The 19,893-nt window shown below is 58.3% G+C and carries 14 protein-coding genes, 1 tRNA gene and 3 pseudogenes; 13 read left to right on the forward strand and 5 right to left on the reverse strand.

All coding sequences use genetic code 11. The features are described 5' to 3' along the window. Positions 1-114: 114 nt before the first annotated feature. The 5 genes from OKW45_RS19085 to OKW45_RS19105 all read left to right on the forward strand — a co-directional run bounded on the left by OKW45_RS19085 (position 115) and on the right by OKW45_RS19105 (position 7,700). Entirely contained in the window at positions 115-1,137 is a 1,023-nt protein-coding gene (locus OKW45_RS19085) for an OmpA family protein (RefSeq protein ID WP_429470482.1), read from the forward strand. Between the two features lie 138 nt (positions 1,138-1,275). Further along, a complete protein-coding gene (locus OKW45_RS19090; RefSeq protein WP_429470484.1) occupies positions 1,276-1,497 on the forward strand; it encodes a hypothetical protein in 222 nt (73 codons plus the stop codon). A gap of 259 nt (positions 1,498-1,756) precedes the next feature. Continuing rightward, positions 1,757-4,861 carry a UDP-N-acetylmuramoyl-tripeptide--D-alanyl-D-alanine ligase gene (locus OKW45_RS19095; protein WP_429470486.1) on the forward strand — a complete coding sequence of 1,035 codons (3,105 nt, stop codon included), beginning with the start codon at positions 1,757-1,759 and terminating at the stop codon, positions 4,859-4,861. A 249-nt stretch (positions 4,862-5,110) separates the two neighbouring features. Then, positions 5,111-6,178: an alpha/beta hydrolase family protein gene (locus OKW45_RS19100; RefSeq protein WP_429470488.1), complete on the forward strand. Its 1,068-nt coding sequence runs from the start codon at positions 5,111-5,113 to the stop codon at positions 6,176-6,178. A gap of 580 nt (positions 6,179-6,758) precedes the next feature. Continuing rightward, positions 6,759-7,700 (forward strand): D-alanine--D-alanine ligase, encoded by a 942-nt coding sequence (locus OKW45_RS19105; RefSeq protein WP_018417436.1) that lies wholly within the window; start codon positions 6,759-6,761, stop codon positions 7,698-7,700. 312 nt (positions 7,701-8,012) lie between these two features. Here the strand turns inward: OKW45_RS19105 and OKW45_RS19110 are convergent, their stop codons facing one another. Further along, positions 8,013-9,005 carry an IS5 family transposase gene (locus OKW45_RS19110; RefSeq protein ID WP_018422560.1) on the reverse strand — a complete coding sequence of 331 codons (993 nt, stop codon included), beginning with the start codon at positions 9,003-9,005 and terminating at the stop codon, positions 8,013-8,015. A 99-nt stretch (positions 9,006-9,104) separates the two neighbouring features. Further along, positions 9,105-9,275, reverse strand: coding sequence for a hypothetical protein (locus OKW45_RS19115; RefSeq protein WP_429470490.1), 171 nt, complete (start codon positions 9,273-9,275; stop codon positions 9,105-9,107). A 143-nt stretch (positions 9,276-9,418) separates the two neighbouring features. On the opposite strand from OKW45_RS19115, the gene OKW45_RS19120 reads away from it, so the two are divergent. Continuing rightward, positions 9,419-12,751, forward strand: coding sequence for an ATP-binding protein (locus OKW45_RS19120; RefSeq protein WP_429470492.1), 3,333 nt, complete (start codon positions 9,419-9,421; stop codon positions 12,749-12,751). Positions 12,752-12,882: 131 nt separating this feature from the next. Here OKW45_RS19120 and OKW45_RS19125 read toward each other — a convergent pair. Next, a pseudogene (locus OKW45_RS19125) lies at positions 12,883-13,095 on the reverse strand (IS481 family transposase); the annotation flags it as partial. A gap of 275 nt (positions 13,096-13,370) precedes the next feature. Between OKW45_RS19125 and OKW45_RS19130 the strand changes: the two are divergent. Further along, a tRNA-Asp gene (locus tag OKW45_RS19130) sits at positions 13,371-13,447 on the forward strand. A gap of 177 nt (positions 13,448-13,624) precedes the next feature. Here the strand turns inward: OKW45_RS19130 and OKW45_RS19135 are convergent. After that, positions 13,625-14,368: pseudogene (locus OKW45_RS19135) on the reverse strand (IS5 family transposase); the annotation flags it as partial. Positions 14,369-14,448: 80 nt separating this feature from the next. Between OKW45_RS19135 and tnpA the strand changes: the two are divergent. Continuing rightward, a complete protein-coding gene (gene tnpA / locus OKW45_RS19140) occupies positions 14,449-14,868 on the forward strand; it encodes an IS66-like element accessory protein TnpA (RefSeq protein WP_121311487.1) in 420 nt (139 codons plus the stop codon). Continuing rightward, complete coding sequence (tnpB, locus tag OKW45_RS19145; RefSeq protein ID WP_121311486.1) at positions 14,865-15,209, forward strand: IS66 family insertion sequence element accessory protein TnpB; 345 nt, start codon at positions 14,865-14,867, stop codon at positions 15,207-15,209. The genes tnpA and tnpB overlap by 4 nt, the downstream gene beginning before the upstream one ends. A 76-nt stretch (positions 15,210-15,285) precedes the next feature. On the opposite strand, the gene OKW45_RS19150 is transcribed toward tnpB, so the two are convergent. Further along, a complete protein-coding gene (locus tag OKW45_RS19150; protein WP_429470495.1) occupies positions 15,286-16,554 on the reverse strand; it encodes an IS256 family transposase in 1,269 nt (422 codons plus the stop codon). Positions 16,555-17,400: 846 nt separating this feature from the next. Here OKW45_RS19150 and OKW45_RS19155 point away from each other — a divergent pair. The 4 genes and pseudogenes from OKW45_RS19155 (at position 17,401) to OKW45_RS19170 (ending at position 19,694) form a co-directional block, all read left to right on the forward strand. After that, complete coding sequence (locus OKW45_RS19155) at positions 17,401-18,099, forward strand: response regulator (RefSeq protein ID WP_429470497.1); 699 nt, start codon at positions 17,401-17,403, stop codon at positions 18,097-18,099. Between the two features lie 214 nt (positions 18,100-18,313). Continuing rightward, positions 18,314-18,617: pseudogene (locus tag OKW45_RS19160) on the forward strand (transposase family protein); the annotation flags it as partial. Between the two features lie 389 nt (positions 18,618-19,006). After that, on the forward strand, positions 19,007-19,384 hold the full coding sequence (locus tag OKW45_RS19165) for a response regulator (RefSeq protein ID WP_429473317.1): 378 nt from the start codon (positions 19,007-19,009) through the stop codon (positions 19,382-19,384). Positions 19,385-19,502: 118 nt separating this feature from the next. Then, the gene (locus OKW45_RS19170; protein WP_162633869.1) at positions 19,503-19,694 is read left to right on the forward strand and encodes a hypothetical protein; all 192 of its coding nucleotides are present in this window, start codon (positions 19,503-19,505) and stop codon (positions 19,692-19,694) included. The last annotated feature ends 199 nt before the right edge of the window (positions 19,695-19,893 follow it).

The raw sequence follows: 19,893 nt of genomic DNA on the forward strand, positions 1-19,893 counted from the left end.
CCGGATGGTCCGCGACGCATGACCTGCGTCGCGGACCCTGGACTTGACCAATCATTTGACCAGGTCCCCTGAACCGCTTCAGGCGGTGCGGGGAACCGTTTTTGGTGAACTAACATGACTTTCAATAAAACCCTGAAGCATGCGCTCGCAGGCGCATTGCTCGTGACAGCCGGCATCTTGCCCGCCGTCGCACAGCACACTTTCTCCAACCAGCAGTCGCTGGCTACCCGGGCAGGCGCATCCGGTGCCGGACCGATGGCCGGCGCCGGCACACAGCCGGGCAAGGTATTCGGCCAGACCTACGCGCCGGTTGGCCAGGTCGGCCCGCAGCAGGCGCAGATCGTCTACTACCGTGACGCATCGGCCGGGGCGGGTCGTTCGGCCGCCGCTGACGTCTACGTTGATGGCGAGCTGCAGACCGCGTTGCTGCCTAACGGCTACAGCATCTTCTGCGTGAAGCCGGGCGAGCACACGCTGGGTGCGTACATCCACGATGCGCCGCTGTACACAGGCAAGACCACCGGTGGATCCCGCGCTGAACTGAAGGGCGGGATGACCTACTTCGTGAAGGTCAGGCCGGCTGGCAGCAATGACGCACCGATCATGGTGCCGCGCAACGAAGCCGAAGCCCAGTTGCAAGGCATGCGCGCCCAGATGCACGTGCTTTCCCGCGCATCGGCAGTGGAGGCGTGTGGCCCTGCGTCGATCCCGGTGACGTCAGCCCCGGTGGCGCAGCCTGTCGCGGCGAAAGAATACACGCTCAAGGGCGACACGCTGTTCGCCTTCGGCAAGTCTGGCAATCGCGACATGACTGTCAAAGGCCATGCGGCAATTGCACATCTGGCTGAGCAGATTCGCGGGGAAAACACCTCGCTGCAAGCCGTGACGGTGATCGGCCACGCGGACCTGATCGGCTCGGCGGCGGCGGCGCAGAAGCTTGGCGAGCAGCGTGCGATGACGGTTCGCCGGATGCTGATCGAGCAGGGTATTCCGGCGCAGAAGATCACCGCGGAAAGTGCGGGCAATTCCGATCCGGTGGTCGCCGACTGCAGCGGCACGATGCAGCAGAAGATTGCCTGCAATGAGCCCAACCGCCGGGTGGTGGTGCAACTGAGTCTGTCGGGCCCGGCCCGATAAAGGGCATGGGGGGATGCTGAGCCCTGATGTTGAGCCCTGAGGCGCGATCTTCCTGAATCGGGAAGGTCGCGTACCTACCGGCCTTTACCGCATGCCCAGGCAAACGGTGAGGGCCTTCCGAGAACGGGGAGTGTCGCGATGACCAGACAAACAGAGACTCCTGCAATCAATGTGCTGCTCGCCTATGCAGAGTTGCGCGACAGGGATCAGGTATTTTTTAACGGGAAGCTCAATGAGTTCGTGTTTGCGTCCCGATCGAGCAAACGTGAGTTCATCGAGCAGTGGCAGCGAGCGCTCACGGCTACCGGAACAACGCCGATAGACACGAATCTTCAAAATGAAGGGCACTGTCAGGCGTAGTCAGATCTCCAGGCTGCAACGGATTAGTTGCAGTTGCTGAAATGCAGATCCTGGCGGCTGGAGAATTTGCCGGAGTGCAGAGCATGAGTCTTTCGATCCACGCGGATCGTGCCCCTGCAAAAATCTCGAACAACAAATGTATATACTGAAGAGCGAAATCGTGTTCGGTAAGATTTTAATGTCTGCGGCCAGACGAGACATCGTCGCCAGGTATCTGGCCGCAGGCGTGCTGGCTGCCTCTACCCGAGGGTAAAACCACATGACATCTACCCCGTCTGAGCACGCGCGTCCCCACCCCACAGGCTTCGCCGCATTATTCGCGCGATTGCGCTCCGTCGTTGAACCGCAGGTCAATCCCCTTGCGGCGTCCTGGCCGCCCTTTGTCCTGTTCTTTTCATGGAGCGACGGGCAGCGGCGGGCCGACGTCGTGACCACAACGGCGGCGACATTTGCCGAGGCCTGGGACGCAGGCATGGAGCAGGTGACGCAGGCTGCCGGCGCGGCCGGACTGGTCGTCCAGTGGCTTCGGGTGGACTGGGTTACCAGCGTTGAAGGCATGACCTGGGAGGCACTGCGGGGCCGCCTCGAACAGACCCGGCGCAGTTATTTTCGTTGCGGCCTGTCGCTGGACAGTAATTTCAGGCATGCCTTTCTGGAGACCGAACTGAATGGCAATGCCATGCTGTATGGCGGCCCGGCACAGACGCATGCGGTTGTGAACACAAAGAACTTCGAACGGTATGCCGCCATTCGGCACCAGCTTGCCAGCGTGAATTTCGAGGATCAGCAAAACGTTAATGTGTTCTCGACCCGCGGGGCGTTCGCAAGCCTGCAAGCGCCGGAGGTACACCTTCTGCACGGGACTGGTCTGAACGCGGGCCGCCGCATCATCGAACATCTCCGGCCGGCAGACGTCAGGGCGCTCGTCGCATCCGGCAGCCGTTATCTGGCCGGCCAGGTACAGCCTGGCGGGCGCTTCCACTATGGCTGGCATCCCTGTTTCGATCGCGAAATCGGCACTTACAACACCCTGCGTCATGCAAGTTCGATCTATGCGATGCTCGAAGCCTGGGAAGTGACCCAGGACAACGACCTCAAGACAGCAATCGACGCAGCGCTGCATTATCTCGTCAATGAACTCATCATGCCGGCGGAATTGCCGTCCGGTGCCCGCGCGGCGTTTCTGGTTGACCGGCAGGGCGAAGTCAAACTGGGTGGCAACGGCGTGTGCCTTCTGGCGCTGGTCAAATACAGCCAGCTGACCGGCTCAGACGAATATCTGACTCTGCTAGAACAGCTCGCAACAGGCATCCTCTTCATGCAGGATGCGGACACCGGCAAATTCAGCCATGTGCTGAACTATCCGGATCTGTCGGTTAAGCAGGCATTCCGGATCATCTATTACGATGGCGAAGCGGCCTTCGGCCTGATGCGCCTCTATGGTCTGACTGGCGATGCGAGGTGGCTCGCAGCAGTAGAAAAGGCGTTCGGCCATTTCATCGAGGCAAAACACTGGAAGGCGCATGACCACTGGCTCAGTTATTGTGTGAACGAACTGACCCGTCACAGGCCACTGGAAGCGTATTACAAATTTGGAATCCAGAACTTCGCCACCTATCTTGATTTCGTGGCTGAAAGGGTGACGACGTTTCCAACCCTGCTTGAATTGATGACGGCTGCCGAGCAGATGATTAGCCGCATGCAGCAGCAGCCCGGCCTGGAGCACCTGCTTGCCGAGGTCGATCTGGATAAGTTCTTTCATGCACTGCATGCGCGGGCGCAGCGCCTGTTAGATGGCCATTTCTGGCCGGAACTTGCCATGTACTTTGCCAATCCGGGCAGGATCACCGGCAGCTTCTTCATTCGCCACCATGCCTTCCGGGTCCGCATTGACGATGTCGAACACTATCTATCGGGTTTTGTCGCCTATCTGAACTATCTGGAGTCGCAGCGGCATTCAGTATCCTCAACGCTGGCGCGGGAATGGAACGCCTCCCTGATCGAGGCGGCCACGCAGGGGACGTGGCTCAAGCAGCCGCCATTGGGGTGGACGGCGAGCGGCCTTTGCATTTACGCGCCTGCCATGCAGCCTGGAAACGTCGTGGTTGCCCGAACCGGCGAGGTAAGCCGGGGGATCCCTGTTCCTGTCATTCGACGGATGCAGCCGCGCCCGGCGGGTGTTATCTCGAGCCATTCTGATGTGCAGGCTCAACTTGCCGATTTGCCGGTCCTGCATGTCGCAGATACGGCCGCGGCAATTCTTGCGATGGGAGCCTATGCACGCAGCCAGATGAGCGGCACTGTCCTGGCGGTGACCGGAAGCGCTGGCAAGACCACACTCGTGGCCATGCTGGCTGACGCCCTCAATGCTTACGGTCCGACAGCGGCGAGCGCGTTCAACGCAAACCTTCCCCAAGGTGTGAGCTGGAATCTTGCGTCAATCAAGTGGGACACCCCTCATGTCGTCCTGGAAGTTGCCGTGGGCAAAATGAGACAGAGCGCGGCCATTGCCCGCCCGGACGTCGGCATTTTCACTAACATCCAGCCCGCTCACCTCGGGAAAAACAGCACAATCACTGATATTGCCCGGACCAAAAGCATGCTTTTTCTTGGCATGTCTGCGGGAAGTGTCGTGGTGCTCAATCGTGACATGCTGGAATGGGATACCGTCTACCAGGCGGCCATCGAACGGGATCTGAAAATCTTTACTTACGGCACGACTGCCGAGAGCGAGTTTCAACTCGTGGATCATGACGCGTCGGGGCAGCGGGTCGATGCGCGTATTAGAGGCCGCGATATCACCTATCCGATCGGGGCGGCAGGCTTGCACATGGCGTTGAACAGCCTGGCAGTACTTGCCGCTGTCTCGGCGCTCAACTATCCGTTCGAACCTGCGCTCGAACGGATCGCACGCTTTGCTGCCCTGTCCGGCCGCGGCGAGGAGTTTGAGCTGACGCTCGACGGACGGCACGTGACCATTGTGGACCATGCCTACAATGCCAATCCCGGCTCGATGCAGGCCGCTCTGGAACATTTGCGGGACATGAAGAATGCAGCCAGACGAGTCGCTGTGCTGGGCGAGATGGCGGAGCTCGGTCCCCAGGCGTCGCTGCTTCATACCGACCTGGCTGCAGTGGTCGAGCGTTGCGGGATCGATCGCGTCTATGTCATGGGCAAACTCTATACCGACTTCTGGGAACGGTTGCCGGCTGCACGCCGTGGGCGCTACACGAATTCGCTTGACGAATTGAAGCTTGCACTTCAAGAAGAGCTTGTCGACAAGGACGTAGTGCTGCTCAAGGGCTCGAACAGTACGCGTCTCCATGAGGTCGTAGCGTGGCTGCGAGCTGGCGCGCAAAAGTAGCATTGACCTCTGGCCCTGCGAGCAATGGGTCTTCAGGCGTGCCTGAACGACCCGAAAGCTTGCAACGCTCACCCCCGATGGTGGTAAGCCGCGCGGGGTAGTCTGCGCGCAGCACGGGACCCGAATGCCAAATCAGCCGTACTACCCAAGGTGCTCGCCTGCGTCTGGTGCAGGCGAGCTCGTTGTCCGCGCGCATGGCCATCGTTGATCATTTCTGTCTTTTCTGCATAACCTCACGGAACCTTATTTATGAAATGGTTTGGCCGACATTGTCGGCGTTTATCGCACCTTCTGCGCTGGAGACTCCGGCGCTTCCTGTTCGTTGTCTTTGGCGTTTTGGGCGTTACCGAACCCGGTCTGGCGGACCGACCCACACTGGGGCCGTTTGAGACTCCACGGCCTGGGGAGCTTAATATCCCTGTGGGACGCGAGCCATTCGATGCCGCACAAGCCCTGAACGGTTCATTCAGTTCACCGGAACACTGCGCGCGAGTGCCCGATAGCCTGTGGGTCGAAGTCAACGGCAAGGGAGATTGCATTCGATACTACGCGCATGGATTGTCCGGCAGCGAAAGCCCCACTGTGCTGGTTTATTTCAGCGGGGATGTCATGCTGAGAACGACGAAGGGAGTCAGGTACGTTACACAATCCTACCTGTCTGTTTCGCCCATGGAGATTGGGAAAGATATGGCTAAATGGTCCGCTGATTCCGGCCGTCCCACGCTCTATCTTGCCCGGCCGGGTATCTATGGCTCCTCTGGCGACCATAACATGCGCCGCACGCATCGCGAGATCGAACTGATGGATCGCGCACTGGACATGCTCAAGGAGCGTTACAACATTGCATCATTCATTCTGACCGGACATTCCGCAGGAGGCCAGATCGCCGCTGCGCTCCTGAACAGACGCGGAGACGTCGCGGCATCGGTGGTTTCTTCTGCCCTTGTTTCCGCCAAACAGGTCGCGGCGTACTGGGAATACAAGCGGGAAATCCCCGGTCGACTGCTTTACGATGCCCGGAGCTATTACGATCCTGTGGACGAAATCGGGCGCATTCGCCAGAATCCACGACCGGAAATCTATGTGATTTCTGATCCGGAGGATCGTGTGGTTCCCTTTTACAGCCAGCTGTATTATGTCCGCCGTCTGCGTGCCGCCGGCCTCAAGCCGCATCACATCTACGCCAATGCTCCCGGGCCGCAACATCACCTGCTCGCCGGACACGCGAAACGCGCTGCAACGCTTTTGGCTCAAGGGAAATCAGCGAAGGAAATCCACATGGCGCTTGCAGAACTTGACCTGTCGCAGGTTAAGTAAGCCACGAAAAGGTGCGACCTCCGGGGAGCACTGACTGGCGTTGTCATGGTGAGGAGCATTGGTCAGCAAATCGGGCCGGGCGTGGGGGGCTGACGTTGATGCCGTCAAGCGACCCATGCAGCCGATTCGTAGTGGTCCGAAAGCTCGTTGTGTCGTTGTCGCCGTCAGCCTGCGGCAGCCGATCGGACAGACCGCGCGCTTTCGTTTGGGTAGTTGTTTCCGTCGTTACGTTAGCCCGGAACAGCATCCACTGTCGATGGACACCTGACGGTATTTTTCCTAAACTTGTTCACGGCTGGTTGCTTGTTATTCGCTGCGTCCTTGGCTTCGACAGTGAGATTTGTGGTTGAAAGTTGCCGCCTCAATTTCCGTTCCGATTTGGCTGTATGACGCTTCGAAACCGGGCTCGTGCCGAAGTTGCTTGCGATGGGATGATCGCGAAACGGTGGTCGTGGGTTTGAGCAGGGGGCTATGTTTTTTGTCGCGCGTTAGGGGCACCCCCAGATACCGGCCTCGCTGGTCAAAGTCTCGATTAGCGGACGAGAAGATAAAGGTGCCTTGCGCATAAATAGGGAGCTCGATGGACAGTATCGATCCGAAGCGATTCGGCAAGGTGGCAGTGTTGTTTGGTGGAGTGTCCGCCGAGCGTGACGTGTCGCTCAATTCTGGTTGTCTCGTGTTGCAGAGACTGCGCGATGCAGGCGTCGACGCACACCCCTTCGATCCATCCACGCGGCCGTTGTCAGCGTTAAAGGACGAGGGCTTTGTGCGCGCGTTCAACGTCCTGCACGGCGGCTACGGCGAAAATGGACAGATTCAGGGCGCGCTCGATTTTTATGGGATCCGATATACGGGCAGCGGCGTGCTTGGTTCGGCGCTCGGGCTGGACAAGTTCCGCGCGAAACTTGTGTGGCAGCAACTGGGTGTTCCGACGCCGCCGTTCGAGGCCGTGATGCGCGGCGACGATTACGATGCGCGTGCGCAGGAGATCGTCGCGCAACTCGGGTTGCCGCTATTTGTGAAGGCGGCGAGCGAAGGCTCAAGCGTCGCCGTGATCAAGGTAAAAGCGGCCGAGGCGCTACCCTCAGCGATCGCGGAAGCAGCAAAGTTCGACGCTATCGTGCTGGTCGAGAAGAGTATCGAAGGCGGCGGTGAATACACTGCGTGCATTGCGGGCGACCTCGATCTGCCGGTCATCCAAATTGTGCCAGCGGGCGAGTTCTACGACTATGACGCGAAGTACGTTCACGATTCGACGCAGTACCTGATTCCATGCGGACTGGCATCCCAGGAAGAGATGCGCCTGAAGCAACTCGCGCGCCGCGCGTTTGACGTGCTCGGTTGCTGGGACTGGGGGCGTGTCGACTTCATGATGGATGGCGAGGGCAAGCCGTACTTCCTCGAAGTGAACACATCACCAGGAATGACCGATCACTCGCTGTTGCCGAAGGCTGCTCGCGCGGTTGGTATCAGCTATCAGGAACTGGTCGTGAGGGTATTGTCGCTCACGCTGAAGGATTGACCTCGCCGAGAGGTGTAGCAGAGTTCGTCAATCCGGTCCCGGCGTCGGCGCCCTGCTGGGTAAGGGCTGTGGGGCAATCGCAGTCCCGACCGGGGCAAAGAACGGCGTTGTCACATTAGCGTTCACGCGGCGGAAGATTGGCAGGCGATGCCATCATTCAAAGCTTAACGGACGGAACTAGGGAATCGCTGATTAATAGGCCATCCCGCGAGGTTGTCGGCGGCGCTGGTTCGGAATTTCCGGATGCCGAAATGGAGCGTTGGCAATTCTGGTGAGTTTTGACCTGAGGATGCGCCTCATTTCTCGCATTTTTCACACGCATGACGGACTGCTCCCATGAACCGACCGCAACCGGTTTCGCGCGATCACCAGGTTCGCCAGGGCGAACAGACTGAACAGTTGCGCCGTGTTCTTGGCCAGTCCCTTGTAGCGCACCTTGCGATGACGGAACAGGTTCTTGACGATATGAAACGGATGCTCGACCCGTGCGCGAATCTGCGCCTTGGTTCGCTCGACCGCAACCACCAGGTCCTTCAGCGGACCGTCCTGCATCGCCTTGATCTTTCCGCGCTTGGCCGCCACGCGCCACTTCACCGACTTGCCCTTCATTTCGTCGCGTTTGTCTACGCCGATGTAGCCCGCGTCGCCGAACGCTTCCTCTTCATGCCCGTGCAGCAGCGCATAGGCTTGCGAGACATCCGACACGTTGGCGGACGTGCCGACCACGCTGTGAACCAGTCCCGAATCGGCATCGACGCCGATGTGCGCCTTCATGCCGAAGTGCCACTCGTTACCTTTCTTCGTTTGATGCATTTCCGGATCGCGACTCTTCCCGGCGTTCTTGGTCGACGACGGCGCTTCGATGATCGTCGCGTCGACCAGCGTGCCTTCCTTCATCATCAATCCGCGTTCGCACAGCGAAATGCCGATCTCGTCGAACAGCTTCCGCGTCAGGTCATATTCGACCAGCAGGCGCCGGAACTTCAACAGCGTGGTCGCGTCCGGAACGTCCTCGACCGCCAGATCGATGCCGGCGAAGGCTCGCATCGCGATGCTGTCGTACATCGCGTCTTCCAGACCTTCGTCCGACAGGCCGTACCACTGCTGCAGAAAGTAGATTCGAAGCATCCGCTCCAGACCAATCGGCGGACGGCCACGCTCACCCTTCGGGTAGTACGGCTCGATCGCCGACAGCAACCGCGGCCATGGGACGACCCTCTCCATCTCTGTCAGGAAGCGCTGACGCCTGGTCACCCGCTTCTTGCCCGCACTTTCCGCTTCTGCAAAGCTGATCTGCCGCTTCATCACTATGGGTCCGTTCCGTGAGCTTCCTTCTACAACGCACTCGGACACCTCAGCGATGACGGCCAAGCCTGATAAATCAGTGTTTCCCTAGGGCGACGCCTATGAAAAACGCCACGCATTGCGCGGCGAATTATTGGCGATAAAGCGAACAGCGCAGCAGTTGATGTGCTTCACGCTTGCCAGCGCGGCGAGTTCTGCTTTCGCGGTCAGGTAAATGCGTAACAGGTCGGTAACGATTTTCTTCGGTGCTTCGGGACAGGCCGTCAGCACGCGTGTAAAGAAGCGTTTCGCTGTCGCGCCGCGCGGTGGATAATCAGATTGTTACCTGCCACGTGAACCTTCCTTCGAGGGGGCACCCGGCGAAAGCGTCAACTCCGCTGGCACCTATGACTCCATACGCACAACGTAATGTGTTGGACCGCTTTCGCCGCTATCAGCATTTGTTGATGTTCGGCGGCGGGGCAGTGGTAACGGCGGTGGTGCTGGTTGCGTTCGTCCTGAACACGGTGGCCACTGTACGTACCTATGTTGCGCTCGAGCATCAAGAACTGATGTCCGGCGTGAACCGGCTCACCGACCTTAACTCGCGCAACGTCGTGCTTATGCAAAACGGCGTCCGGCTCATCGAGGTCGCCTGGAGGGCCGGCGAACGGGCCGAGCCACGCCTTATCGAACAGTTCACAGGCAATGGCCAGATGCTTCGTCTTCAGCAGGCCCCAGATCATCTGCCGGTGCTCGTGGTGGGTGCCTCGTCTTCAACGCCTCCCGATTTGCTGGCAACCCGGTACATTCGGCTTGCTAAACAGATAAGTCAGGCGGCGACGGCAGCTTCCGAAAGAAACGGAGGCCTGTTGACATTCTGGTTGTACAGACCTGACCGTCCACTGCTCATCCTGGTACCATCGCCTGACGATGCCCGGATGGCGACGTTGCTTGCCGATCGTGCTGCTTTTTTTTCTGCACTCGCGGGACCTGGCGGCAATCTCCTTGTTCCGCGAGACGTGCCCTTGCTCGATCCCCGCACCGGTGGGCGTGCATTTCGGTGGCTCCCTCCCTACGATAGTCCGTTAAGCGGCAGGCGATCAGTTCGAGTTGCAGCGACCCTGTTTGACAAGGAGCGGAAGCCGTTCGCCGTCGCTGTTTACGAGTTACCGGTCACCATTATCACTGCCGCTCTAGGGGAGAGTGGGCTTGACGGCTCTCTTATGCTGTTCGCGCGCAATGGACAGGTTATCTCTTCATTTTCGCGTCAACCGGTCGACCCGAAGGCGTCGGATACCGCCCGTGCTTTAGGTGTCGCAGGAATTGTCGAGCCGACAGGCAGGATCTTTCGTGACGGCCACATGCTGTTTGGCTGGCCAATCGGCGAGACTGGCGCAACGCTCGTGTTTGCGCAGTCGTGGCGCTCGATTGCCCGGGCACTGACTGGTCAGATTGGAACGTCGGCCGCGACGACTGGAGTGATCCTCCTCGTGGTGTGGTCGCTGATTCTACTGTTCAACCGGCGCGTGTTCCTGCCTGTTCTTGAGCGCTCTCGACGCGTGTTCGAGAGCGAGCACCTGAGCCGCGCGCTGATCGAGACGGCACCGGTAGGGCTCGGGCTGATTGCCGTCGAGAGCGGTAAGCCGTTGTTGCGCAGTCCGACGATGATCGAGGCCGCGGCGCGGGTGGTCCTGCCGGCGGCACGGACACTTTCGGCAGAACTGGTTCACCGTCACCGGCAACGCGCAGATGTAAGCGGTGTAACCGGTACAAACAGCATGGCGCACGAGGCGTGGTCGCTGCCGACACGCGAGGGTGGGACGATGGATCTCTCGGTGAGTGTCGTGCCGGCGCGCTACCAGGGCGAGGACGTGCTGGTGACGGCGTTCACGGACGTGACGGTGGAAAAGCGCCTCAATCGGCAACTGCGGGAAGCAAAGCAGGCGGCGGACTCGGCCAATGCCGCGAAATCCGCTTTCCTGGCGGCGATGAGCCATGAGATCCGCACACCGCTCAACGCGATCCTGGGGAATCTCGAGCTGCTGTCGCACTCGCAGCTCGATGCGCTGCAGCGTGACCGGCTGAAAACGATTCGGGGTTCATCGGACGGACTTCTTGCAATCGTGAGCGACGTGCTCGATTTCTCGAAGATCGAGGCCGGTGAGATGACGCTCGAGCGGATCGTGTTCGACGCGCAGGAGGTGGCCTCGCGGGCTCTGACGATGTTCGGGCCGGTGGCGCGGGCGAAGGGCGTGAGGTTGTCGGGCGAATTTGGCACATCGACCACTCAACCGATGCAGGGCGATCCGACGAGGCTTGGCCAGGTGATGAACAATTTGCTGTCGAACGCCATCAAGTTTTCCGGGCACGGAGAGGTGACATTGAGACTGTCGGCGGAAGCGGGCAGTGATAATCAGCCAGAGCTTGTGATCGAAGTTGAAGACAGCGGGATCGGGATATCGCCAGAGCAGCAGGCGATGCTGTTCCGCGCGTTCAGCCAGGCGGATACGACGATCAACCGTCGCTTCGGTGGCACCGGTCTGGGACTGGCATTATGCGCGCGGCTGACGGATGCGATGGGAGGGACGATCGCAGTGCACAGCGTGCCCGGCGAGGGTAGCCTCTTTACGGTGCGGGTGCCGCTGGGCGACTGTCACGGCGAGCTTGGGCTGGATATGCCGCACTTTGAGGGCGAGCAGGTGCTGTTCGTCGCGGCGGCGGACACCTGGCACGCGTATGCGGTGCCGGCACTGGAGGCCTGGGGGCTGAAGGTTCAGGCGTATCGTCATCCTGCGCAACTCGATCTGGAGACGCTGGAGGAGGCGGATACCCTGATTGTCTGCGGCGAGCACGACACCTGGCATGCGGACGACGTCCGTCGTCTGCTGGAAGCGTCGTCCTGGATGATTGACTGCAGCGCGGAAGGACCGGCGTATCCCGTAGCGACGGGACGGGCGGTGAAGGTCTCAAACTATGGTCTGAAAGGGCTGGCGGCGGCGCTACGCCATACCTTGCAGGGCATGCCGCTGGAGGCGGGCAAAGAGACACAGCGGGTATTGTCGCGCCCCCTGAAGGTGCTGGTGGCGGAAGACAACGCGGTGAACCGGGAACTGTTCAGCGAGCAGTTGAAGATGCTCGGCTGTGAGCCGCAGGTGGCGGAAGACGGGCTGCAGGCGCTGGAACGTCTCTCGCGGGAGCGCTTCGATGTGCTGGTGACCGATCTGGCGATGCCGGTGCTGGACGGTTATGGGCTCGTGCGAGAGGCACAGGCACGCTGGCCAGAAATGCCGATCGTGGTGGCGACGGCGAGCGTGACGCAGGAGGAGCGAGTGCGTTGCGAGGCAGCCGGGGTAATGCGGGTCGTGGCCAAGCCGCTGCAGCTGGACGAGCTGTCGGCAACGCTGTCGGAGGTGACCGGCATGCCGGGTGTGGCGGTGCAGGCGGAGGAACAGGAACAGGAACAGGAAAGGAAACGTGATGGGATGCTGGGCGGCCGTGCAATGCCAGCCCACGTGCGGGCTACATTCCTGAAATCGTGCGAAGAGGCGCTGGCGGCGATCCATGCCGCGTACGATGCCGGCGACGCGGCCCGGATACTCGCCGAGTTGCATTCGTTGCGGGGCGCGCTAAATGTGTTTGGATACCGCACGCTTGCAGAGCAGTGCGCTCAAATGGAAGTCGCGATATCGAAGGAGGGTGTCGGGGCGGCGCAGGACATGATTGATGCTTTCGATAACCAGTTGAGTGCCACTATCCTGACTTGATCCACTTGAAGTTTGAAGTTTGTTGGGCTCGAAGAACTGCCAGCTTCGCGATCCCGGCACGCGACTCGCTGATTTGTATTAGTCTGGACTGCACCTGACAGGTAGTCGGGCGAGTAAAGGAAGAAGGCGATTTAGTGAGGGATCAGTTTCTCCCTGGCGAGCCCGAGCGAATCGAGGAAGGTTCGCATGGGTGTCTTGCCATAGCACCATCGTCCCTGATGTTCGCGCTCATTGTTGTACTGGTCAAGCCATACGTCGAGATCATTCTGCAGGGCGGCGATCGAGTCGTAGATCGTCCTGCGGAAGGCGATGCGATAGAACTCGTTGAGCATGCGCGCGGAAAAACCATGGCAATCAACTCACCAACAAAGATCTGAAGGCCGAGGCTGCGCTTGATGTGAAAGGTAATGCTTCAAAAGCGGGTTGTGCAGACCTTCCTTAACGGCCGTTCGTGCGATGGCCCTGGTCATGCTAGTCGTTGGCACGATTAGTAATACTGGTCATATTGACATTTGTCGGGATCATCTTCCATGTAGCGACGCAATCGGGATTCTTGCTTTTTTGAGCAAGGTTCTTGCTGGAAAAACGCGGGCAGACATGCTAAGGTTAACTTCGAAAAGGAGTGGTAGTTCAGTTGGTTAGAATACCGGCCTGTCACGCCGGGGGTCGCGGGTTCGAGTCCCGTCCACTCCGCCAACATCTCAAGAAAGTCGTCAACTTTTTCGCGGGCTACTTAAGGCTAAGCTGAACAAGCCACTAAATCGGCGACGTGTCAGCGACTTGAACGTCGCCAAGTCATGAGGCCGAGCTTAAGCCATTGCTTTTCGGCCCTCGCAGGCCTGTTGGGCGGGCACTTTGCCCGCCTTTCGCCCACTATGGGCGTACCGGTGCCATCAGTTTCTTTCGCGACAGGTAGACGTTCGCCAGTGCGAGCGCGACGAACGCCCGGTTGGCGTTCTTTGCCAACCCGCGATAGCGCACCTTCGTAAATCCCCACAGTCGCTTCACGACCGCGAAGACATGTTCCACCCGGGCGCGGATCTTCGACTTGTTGCGGTTCTTGCCCCGTTGCACTTCGTCGACTTCGCCGCACGCACGGCGCGTGCGCTGATTGGTAAAGTCGCGCGCCCTGGGGGCCTTGCTGTGGATCAGTTCCTTCTGGCTCGCATAGGCGCTGTCGCCGTAGACGCGCCGCTCCTGCCCGTGCAGCAATTGCGGCAGTGGATGCTTGTCATGCACGTTGGCCGGCGTGTGCACCGCGCTGTGCGCCAGACCGCTTTGGCTGTCCACACCGATGTGCAGCTTGGCGCCGAAATACCATTGGCGACCCTTGCGGGTCTGATGCATCTCGGGGTCGCGCGCCTTCTGCTCATTCTTCGTCGAACTCGGCGCGCCGATGATCGTCGCGTCCATGATGGTGCCGCTTTTGAGCTTCATGCCGCTGGCCTGCAGCACCCGGCCGACTTCGGCAAACAATTGCCCGCCCAGTTTGTGCGTCTCCAGCAGGCGCCAGAATTTGAGCAGCGTCGTCGCGTCCGGTACGGCTTCACAACCCAGGTCAATTCCGGCAAAGCGACGCAGGCTGGCGCTGTCGTAGAGGGCCTCTTCGCAAGGTAAGCGGCTTGGCACGGCCGTTCCCCCATGCTGATTTAGCCGAAGCATGATGGTCGCGTTCAGATTGATGGAGACAGTCAGCCATGTCGAACGCAGCGGGCCGTGCGCATTCCCATCGCACGTATGCGCAAGAATTCAAGCAGCAGGTGATCAGGGAGACATTGGAGCCCGGCATGTCGGTCTCGATTGTTGCGCGACGGCACGACATCAACGCCAATGTGGTGTTCGGATGGCGCAAGCAACATCGTGAAGGCAAGCTTCTCGTCCCTGCACTCGAAGCTGCACCGAGCGTGCCCAGCACGAATCTGCTGAGCGTCGACGTGATCGACTCGGCCTTGGTACTGCGATCGCCGGAGCCGGCAGTGTCGTCGCAAGCGACGAGCGGCGTACCGATGCCGACACCCGTGTGCGAAATCGAGGTGGAGATCGGCAAACGGCGCGTGAGGATTCGCGGCCTGTCTGTCGAGCGTGCTGAAGCGTTCCTGCAGGAATGCCTGAAGTGATCGCGCTGCCGGCAGGTACGCGCGTTTGGCTCGTGGCCGGCGTGACCGATATGCGCTCCGGGTTCCCGGGGCTGGCCGCGAAAGTGCAGACAGCGCTCGAAGAGAATCCGCTGGGCGGCAATGTATTCATCTTCCGAGGTCGCCGCGGCGATCTCGTGAAGCTGCTTTGGGCGACCGACGACGGACTCTGGCTGCTCGCAAAACGATTGGAGCGAGGCCGGTTTATTTGGCCTCAAGCCGACGGCGGAAAGATCCATCTGACGAGCGCCCAGCTGTCGATGTTGCTCGAGGGCATCGACTGGCGACAGCCGCGGCGCACCGCTGCTCTGTCGATGTTGTAAACCACATCGAAGACTCGTAAACTGCGACGCATGGGAGGTGTCAGAAATCTTGTGTGCTGAGGTCGGTTAAAAAATCTCAGCTCATGGCGGCGGTGAATCGCTCGCCGAACAGAATGGCGAACTGATTGACCGCCTGCCGCCAGGTGATAGGGGGCATCCTCCAATCCTTTTCGATGTTGCGCAAGGCCAGATACAGCAGCTTGCTGGCGGCTTCGTCGCTGGGGAAGTGGCCGCGGTTCTTGACGATCTTGCGCAACTGCATGTGCATGCTCTCGATGGCGTTGGTCGTATAGATGATTCGACGCACTTCGGGCGGATAGGCAAAGAAGGGGATCACCTGTTCCCATTGGCGTTGCCACATCGCCGCGACGGTGGGGAATTTGCGGCCCCACTCGCTTTGCGCGAAGGCGTCGAGCGCCGCCGCAGCGGCTTCAGCCGTGGCGGCCTGATAGATCGGTTTGAGCGCGGATGCCAGCGGCTTGCGGTCCTTCCAACTCGCCAGATTCAGCGAATTGCGGATCAAATGCACGATGCAGGTCTGGATCTGGGCGGCCGGATAGACCGCCTCGATTGCCTCCGGAAAGCCGCGCAGGCCGTCGACGACCGCGATCAGAACGTCATGCAAGCCGCGGTTCTTCAGTTCGTTAAAGACCTTCAGCCAGAACTTGGCGCCTTCCGTTTGCTCGATCCACAAGCCCAGCACTTCCTTGCGGCCGTCGGCGCGGATGCCCAGCGCCAGATACACCGCCTTGTTCCTGAGCGTGCCTTCGTCGCGAATCTTCAGCCTCAGGGCATCGAAATACACGATCGGGTACATCGCCTCGAGCGGGCGTTGCTGCCATTGCTCAACTTCAGCCAGCACTTCATCGGTGACGGTGGAAATCAGGTCGGGCGAGACTTGCAGCCCGTACAACTCCAGCAAATGGCCCTGGATCTCGCGCACGCTCATGCCGCGCGCGTACATGCTGATGACGTGGTCGTCGAATCCCGGCAGCCGACGTTGATACTTGCCAATCAGTTGCGGCTCGAACGTCGCCTGACGGTCACGCGGAATATCGAGGTGCAGCTCGCCATTGGGCGTGATGACCGTCTTCGAACTGGTGCCGTTACGGTGGTTGCCGCTCTTGCCTTGCCCGCCCTCGGTTTCCAGGTGATGCGTCAGTTCGGCCGCCAGCATGCGCTCGGCCAGTTGCTTCTTCAGTTGCCCGGCCAGGCCCGATTCGCCGAGGATCGACCCGGCATCCTTGTTCTGCACCTGCGCCAGCAGTTGATCGATCAGCTCATCGGGGAACAGCTTCGGCGCCTTCAGGTTCTTGCTTTTCTTGATCACTGTTGTGTCGGTCATAGGACGTTATTTCCGTTATCGTCTCATGACCTCGACACACTAAATTTCTGACAGGCTCTTTCTCGCGCCCATACGATATTGGCGAGAAGCATGCTCTTGGGACGATGCATTGCCACTAGCTCCCTGATCAGGTAAAGCCTGGTCGCAAGGTGGACCCTTTGAACACAGGCTATGTAAAATGAAACGAGTTCATCGCGCGTATCGATCAGGGCATGATCCAATCGATAGTCATGCAGGTGAAAGCAAGATGAGGATTGGTCTGACAAGAACGTCTCACATCAAGTTCAATGAGCGAGAGAAAGATCTGGCATTATTTTCCCCCTGCAATACTTTTCAGAATCACAGTGCGGGCGTTTGACCAACTTGTACGGTAACCACGATGTTTTAGAAGACCTGGAATCTTCGAGCGATGTGGAATTGAGGAATTGCCAAATTGCTAAATTGCCAGAATGACGTGAATGAGAAAGTGAGTGACGTTAGTTATACTAATCTAGTAGAAAAAGCGATCAAGAATCGGGTTTCCGGTTGCAGCTTCTTGCGCCTCGAAGACATCCTTGGGTCTTCACCGACCAGCGTCGCACCGTTTCGTATGTGAATTCCATACCGTCCCAGCAATATCTGACTGACGCTCTCGCCGCCCGAAGCTCGTTGAAAACGAACCACTCTGTCGTCGGATCATACGGGTGGCAATGCGCTATCTCAAGAAATATCCCGTTGGTTTTTCGGATTAGTCAGACAATTTTGTTGGTTGAATGAGGCTAGTAAGATACCCGCCCTCGATGGCCGCCGTTACATTAAGCATTCAAAAATTCGATTCATAAATGCAGTTGACCGATCGAGCGAGCAATGAAAATCAAGCTGATACTTGCAGACGACCACCCGGCATTAATCACTGGCGTCAAATACGAACTATCCAGAGTCCATACTCTCAGCGTCCTTGGGACGGCGCAGGATTCGACGGAAATCGTCAATTTGCTGTCAAATGTCGAATGTGACATTCTCATCACAGACTACTCGATGCCTGGGGGAGAATACGGTGACGGGATGGCCATGCTTTCGTTCTTAAAGCGCCGATATCCCGACCTTAAGATAATCGTCTTCACCACGATCGACAATTTCGCCATTGCTTCCAAGATGCGGAAAATTGGTATCCAATCCGTACTGAACAAATCGAAAGATGTTGACTATCTGATTACCGCTATACATGCAGTTCACGCGGGTGCAACCTACTTTTCGCCGACTTCACGCGAGCAACCCGAAAGAGTCAGCCCAACGCAAGCCATACCCCCGCGCAATCTTTCGGGGCGGGAAGCCGAGGTTGTACGTCTGTACGTGTCCGGCGTCACGATTAACGAAATAGCCGCTCAGTTGAATCGGACGAAGCAGACAGTGAGCGCACAGAAAAGAGCGGCGATGCGCAAGCTGGGCATAGAACGTGACGCTGATTTATTCAGGTTTGCATATGAAAGCGGATTTTCGGCCTCCGCGATTCATGCAGAGGATATCGACGCGAATGTCAGGTTATACCCAAATACGGGTATATAATCGTCAGCCAATGCCTGGTACTATTTAGTGGAAAGAATTCGAGCGATTTTGTTGAAAGGAGGAGTCGACGAATCTGACGAATATATATGAACTGGAGCGCAGACGTTAGGATGCCATATCGCCATGTCAGGTTTGAGGATTGATGTCGGGCCTGGTACTGCCATTGACACGCAAGAGCGTCGAGCCTTATCCAGTTCACGCGAGCGCGAAGCATCGTTGGCATGATGGACTCGTCGCCGTTGATCGGAGCAATGCCCGCTGATCCTCAGAAGGCTTCGAGTTCCGTTGTGACGATGGCTCGCCGTTACGTGGGACCTTCGCGCTGGACTGCCATGGCCGGTAGGTGACACCCGTTGGGCAGCGACTACTGGCGCACATAATGACGACGCGTCGTGCGTGATGTGATGCTCGCTGCGGTCGAGCGACGCTTCGGAGCGACCCAGGCGGGTGCGGCCGTCGAACGGCTGTCGGACAACGGCCCTGCCTACATCGACCGTGGCACGCGCAGCTTCGCTCGCGGGTTCCGGCGAACTGCTGCGCCATCAACCTAACGGTGTCCACGTCCTGAGTTACAGGAGCAACTCTAGCCTCTTTCTATGCGCCGCAACAACACCAAAAACAAATTTATGACGAGTCCGACTGGTGTAAAAGAAAAATAACACCCGTCGCATTTCCGTCGATACTCAGAAAAATAGAATGTATGAAAGGCGGTGGTTGATGCTATTTGTATAGAAAGTGCTTTTATTCCAGCATGAATATTCCGAGTGCGATCTGAATTCATAAAACTCACGGCAATGCAGGGTTTTGGATTGTGCACCTGGAGTCGCGACTCAGGCGAGATGGCGCAAAAAACCGTCTTTCCGATAGATCGCGTGGTAGTAAAGTGCAAGGAATAATCAATATTATTGTGGTTGATGCCCACCCTGTCGTATTATCGGGTGTCAGAATGGTACTGAGCGGACATACTGATTTAAGAATGGTAGCGACTGCGTGCGACTCGATTCAGGTTGTTGAACGTCTTGCTCGCGTGCCCTGCGACGTACTCGTCACTGACGACGCGATGCCCGGAGGCGAATACGGCGTCGGAGTTCCCTATCTGGCGTTCTTGAGAAAGTGTTTTCCGGATTTGAAGATCATCGTATTCAGTATGAATGGCGACCCTGATCTTCGACGGTCGCTCGCGCGGATTGGGGTGCATTCCCTTATTCTAAAGAGTGCTGACGTCGGCGAGCTTGTATCGGCAATACGCAGTGCGTTCTCGGGAAACCTTTGCAACTTCAGTTAGCAACGTTTGGCTGTTATTTTTTTGAGTTCTGCTTGATTTTTTCAGGGCGATATAAGCCTTTCCCTTCTTCGGCAGTTTTACAACTTGCGATGTAGTGTGAAGATCAAAGGAAATCGAAATGTCGAATAACAAAGGGGCCGCAACTGTTCAGGCGCTACTCGCTTTCGTCAATCTCAAAAAGAATGAAGAGCGCGAATTTATAGTAACAATGAACCTCCTGCTTCGAGCCTCTCCAAAAGGACGGCGGGAAATCATTGCCCAACTTCAGGGCAAAACTTTGGTGAACTCTGATGTTCCCGGAAGGCTATAGGCATTGTCGTCGCTGGCCCGGCGCGGCGAATACAAACGGTTTGATAGCCGTTATTGACGGCAAACACCGGCGGATTCAACCGGTCGATGCAACACAATGAACGTCGCATGAGCGGCGGGGGTGTTGCAAATGAAACAGAGGCGCCGGATCTATTACAGCGAAAGCCAGAACGCTACAAGGTCTCCCCGTTGAGCACAAG

The organism is Paraburkholderia lebeckiae (assembly GCF_050436225.1).
Taxonomy (GTDB): Bacteria; Pseudomonadota; Gammaproteobacteria; order Burkholderiales; family Burkholderiaceae; genus Paraburkholderia; species Paraburkholderia tuberum.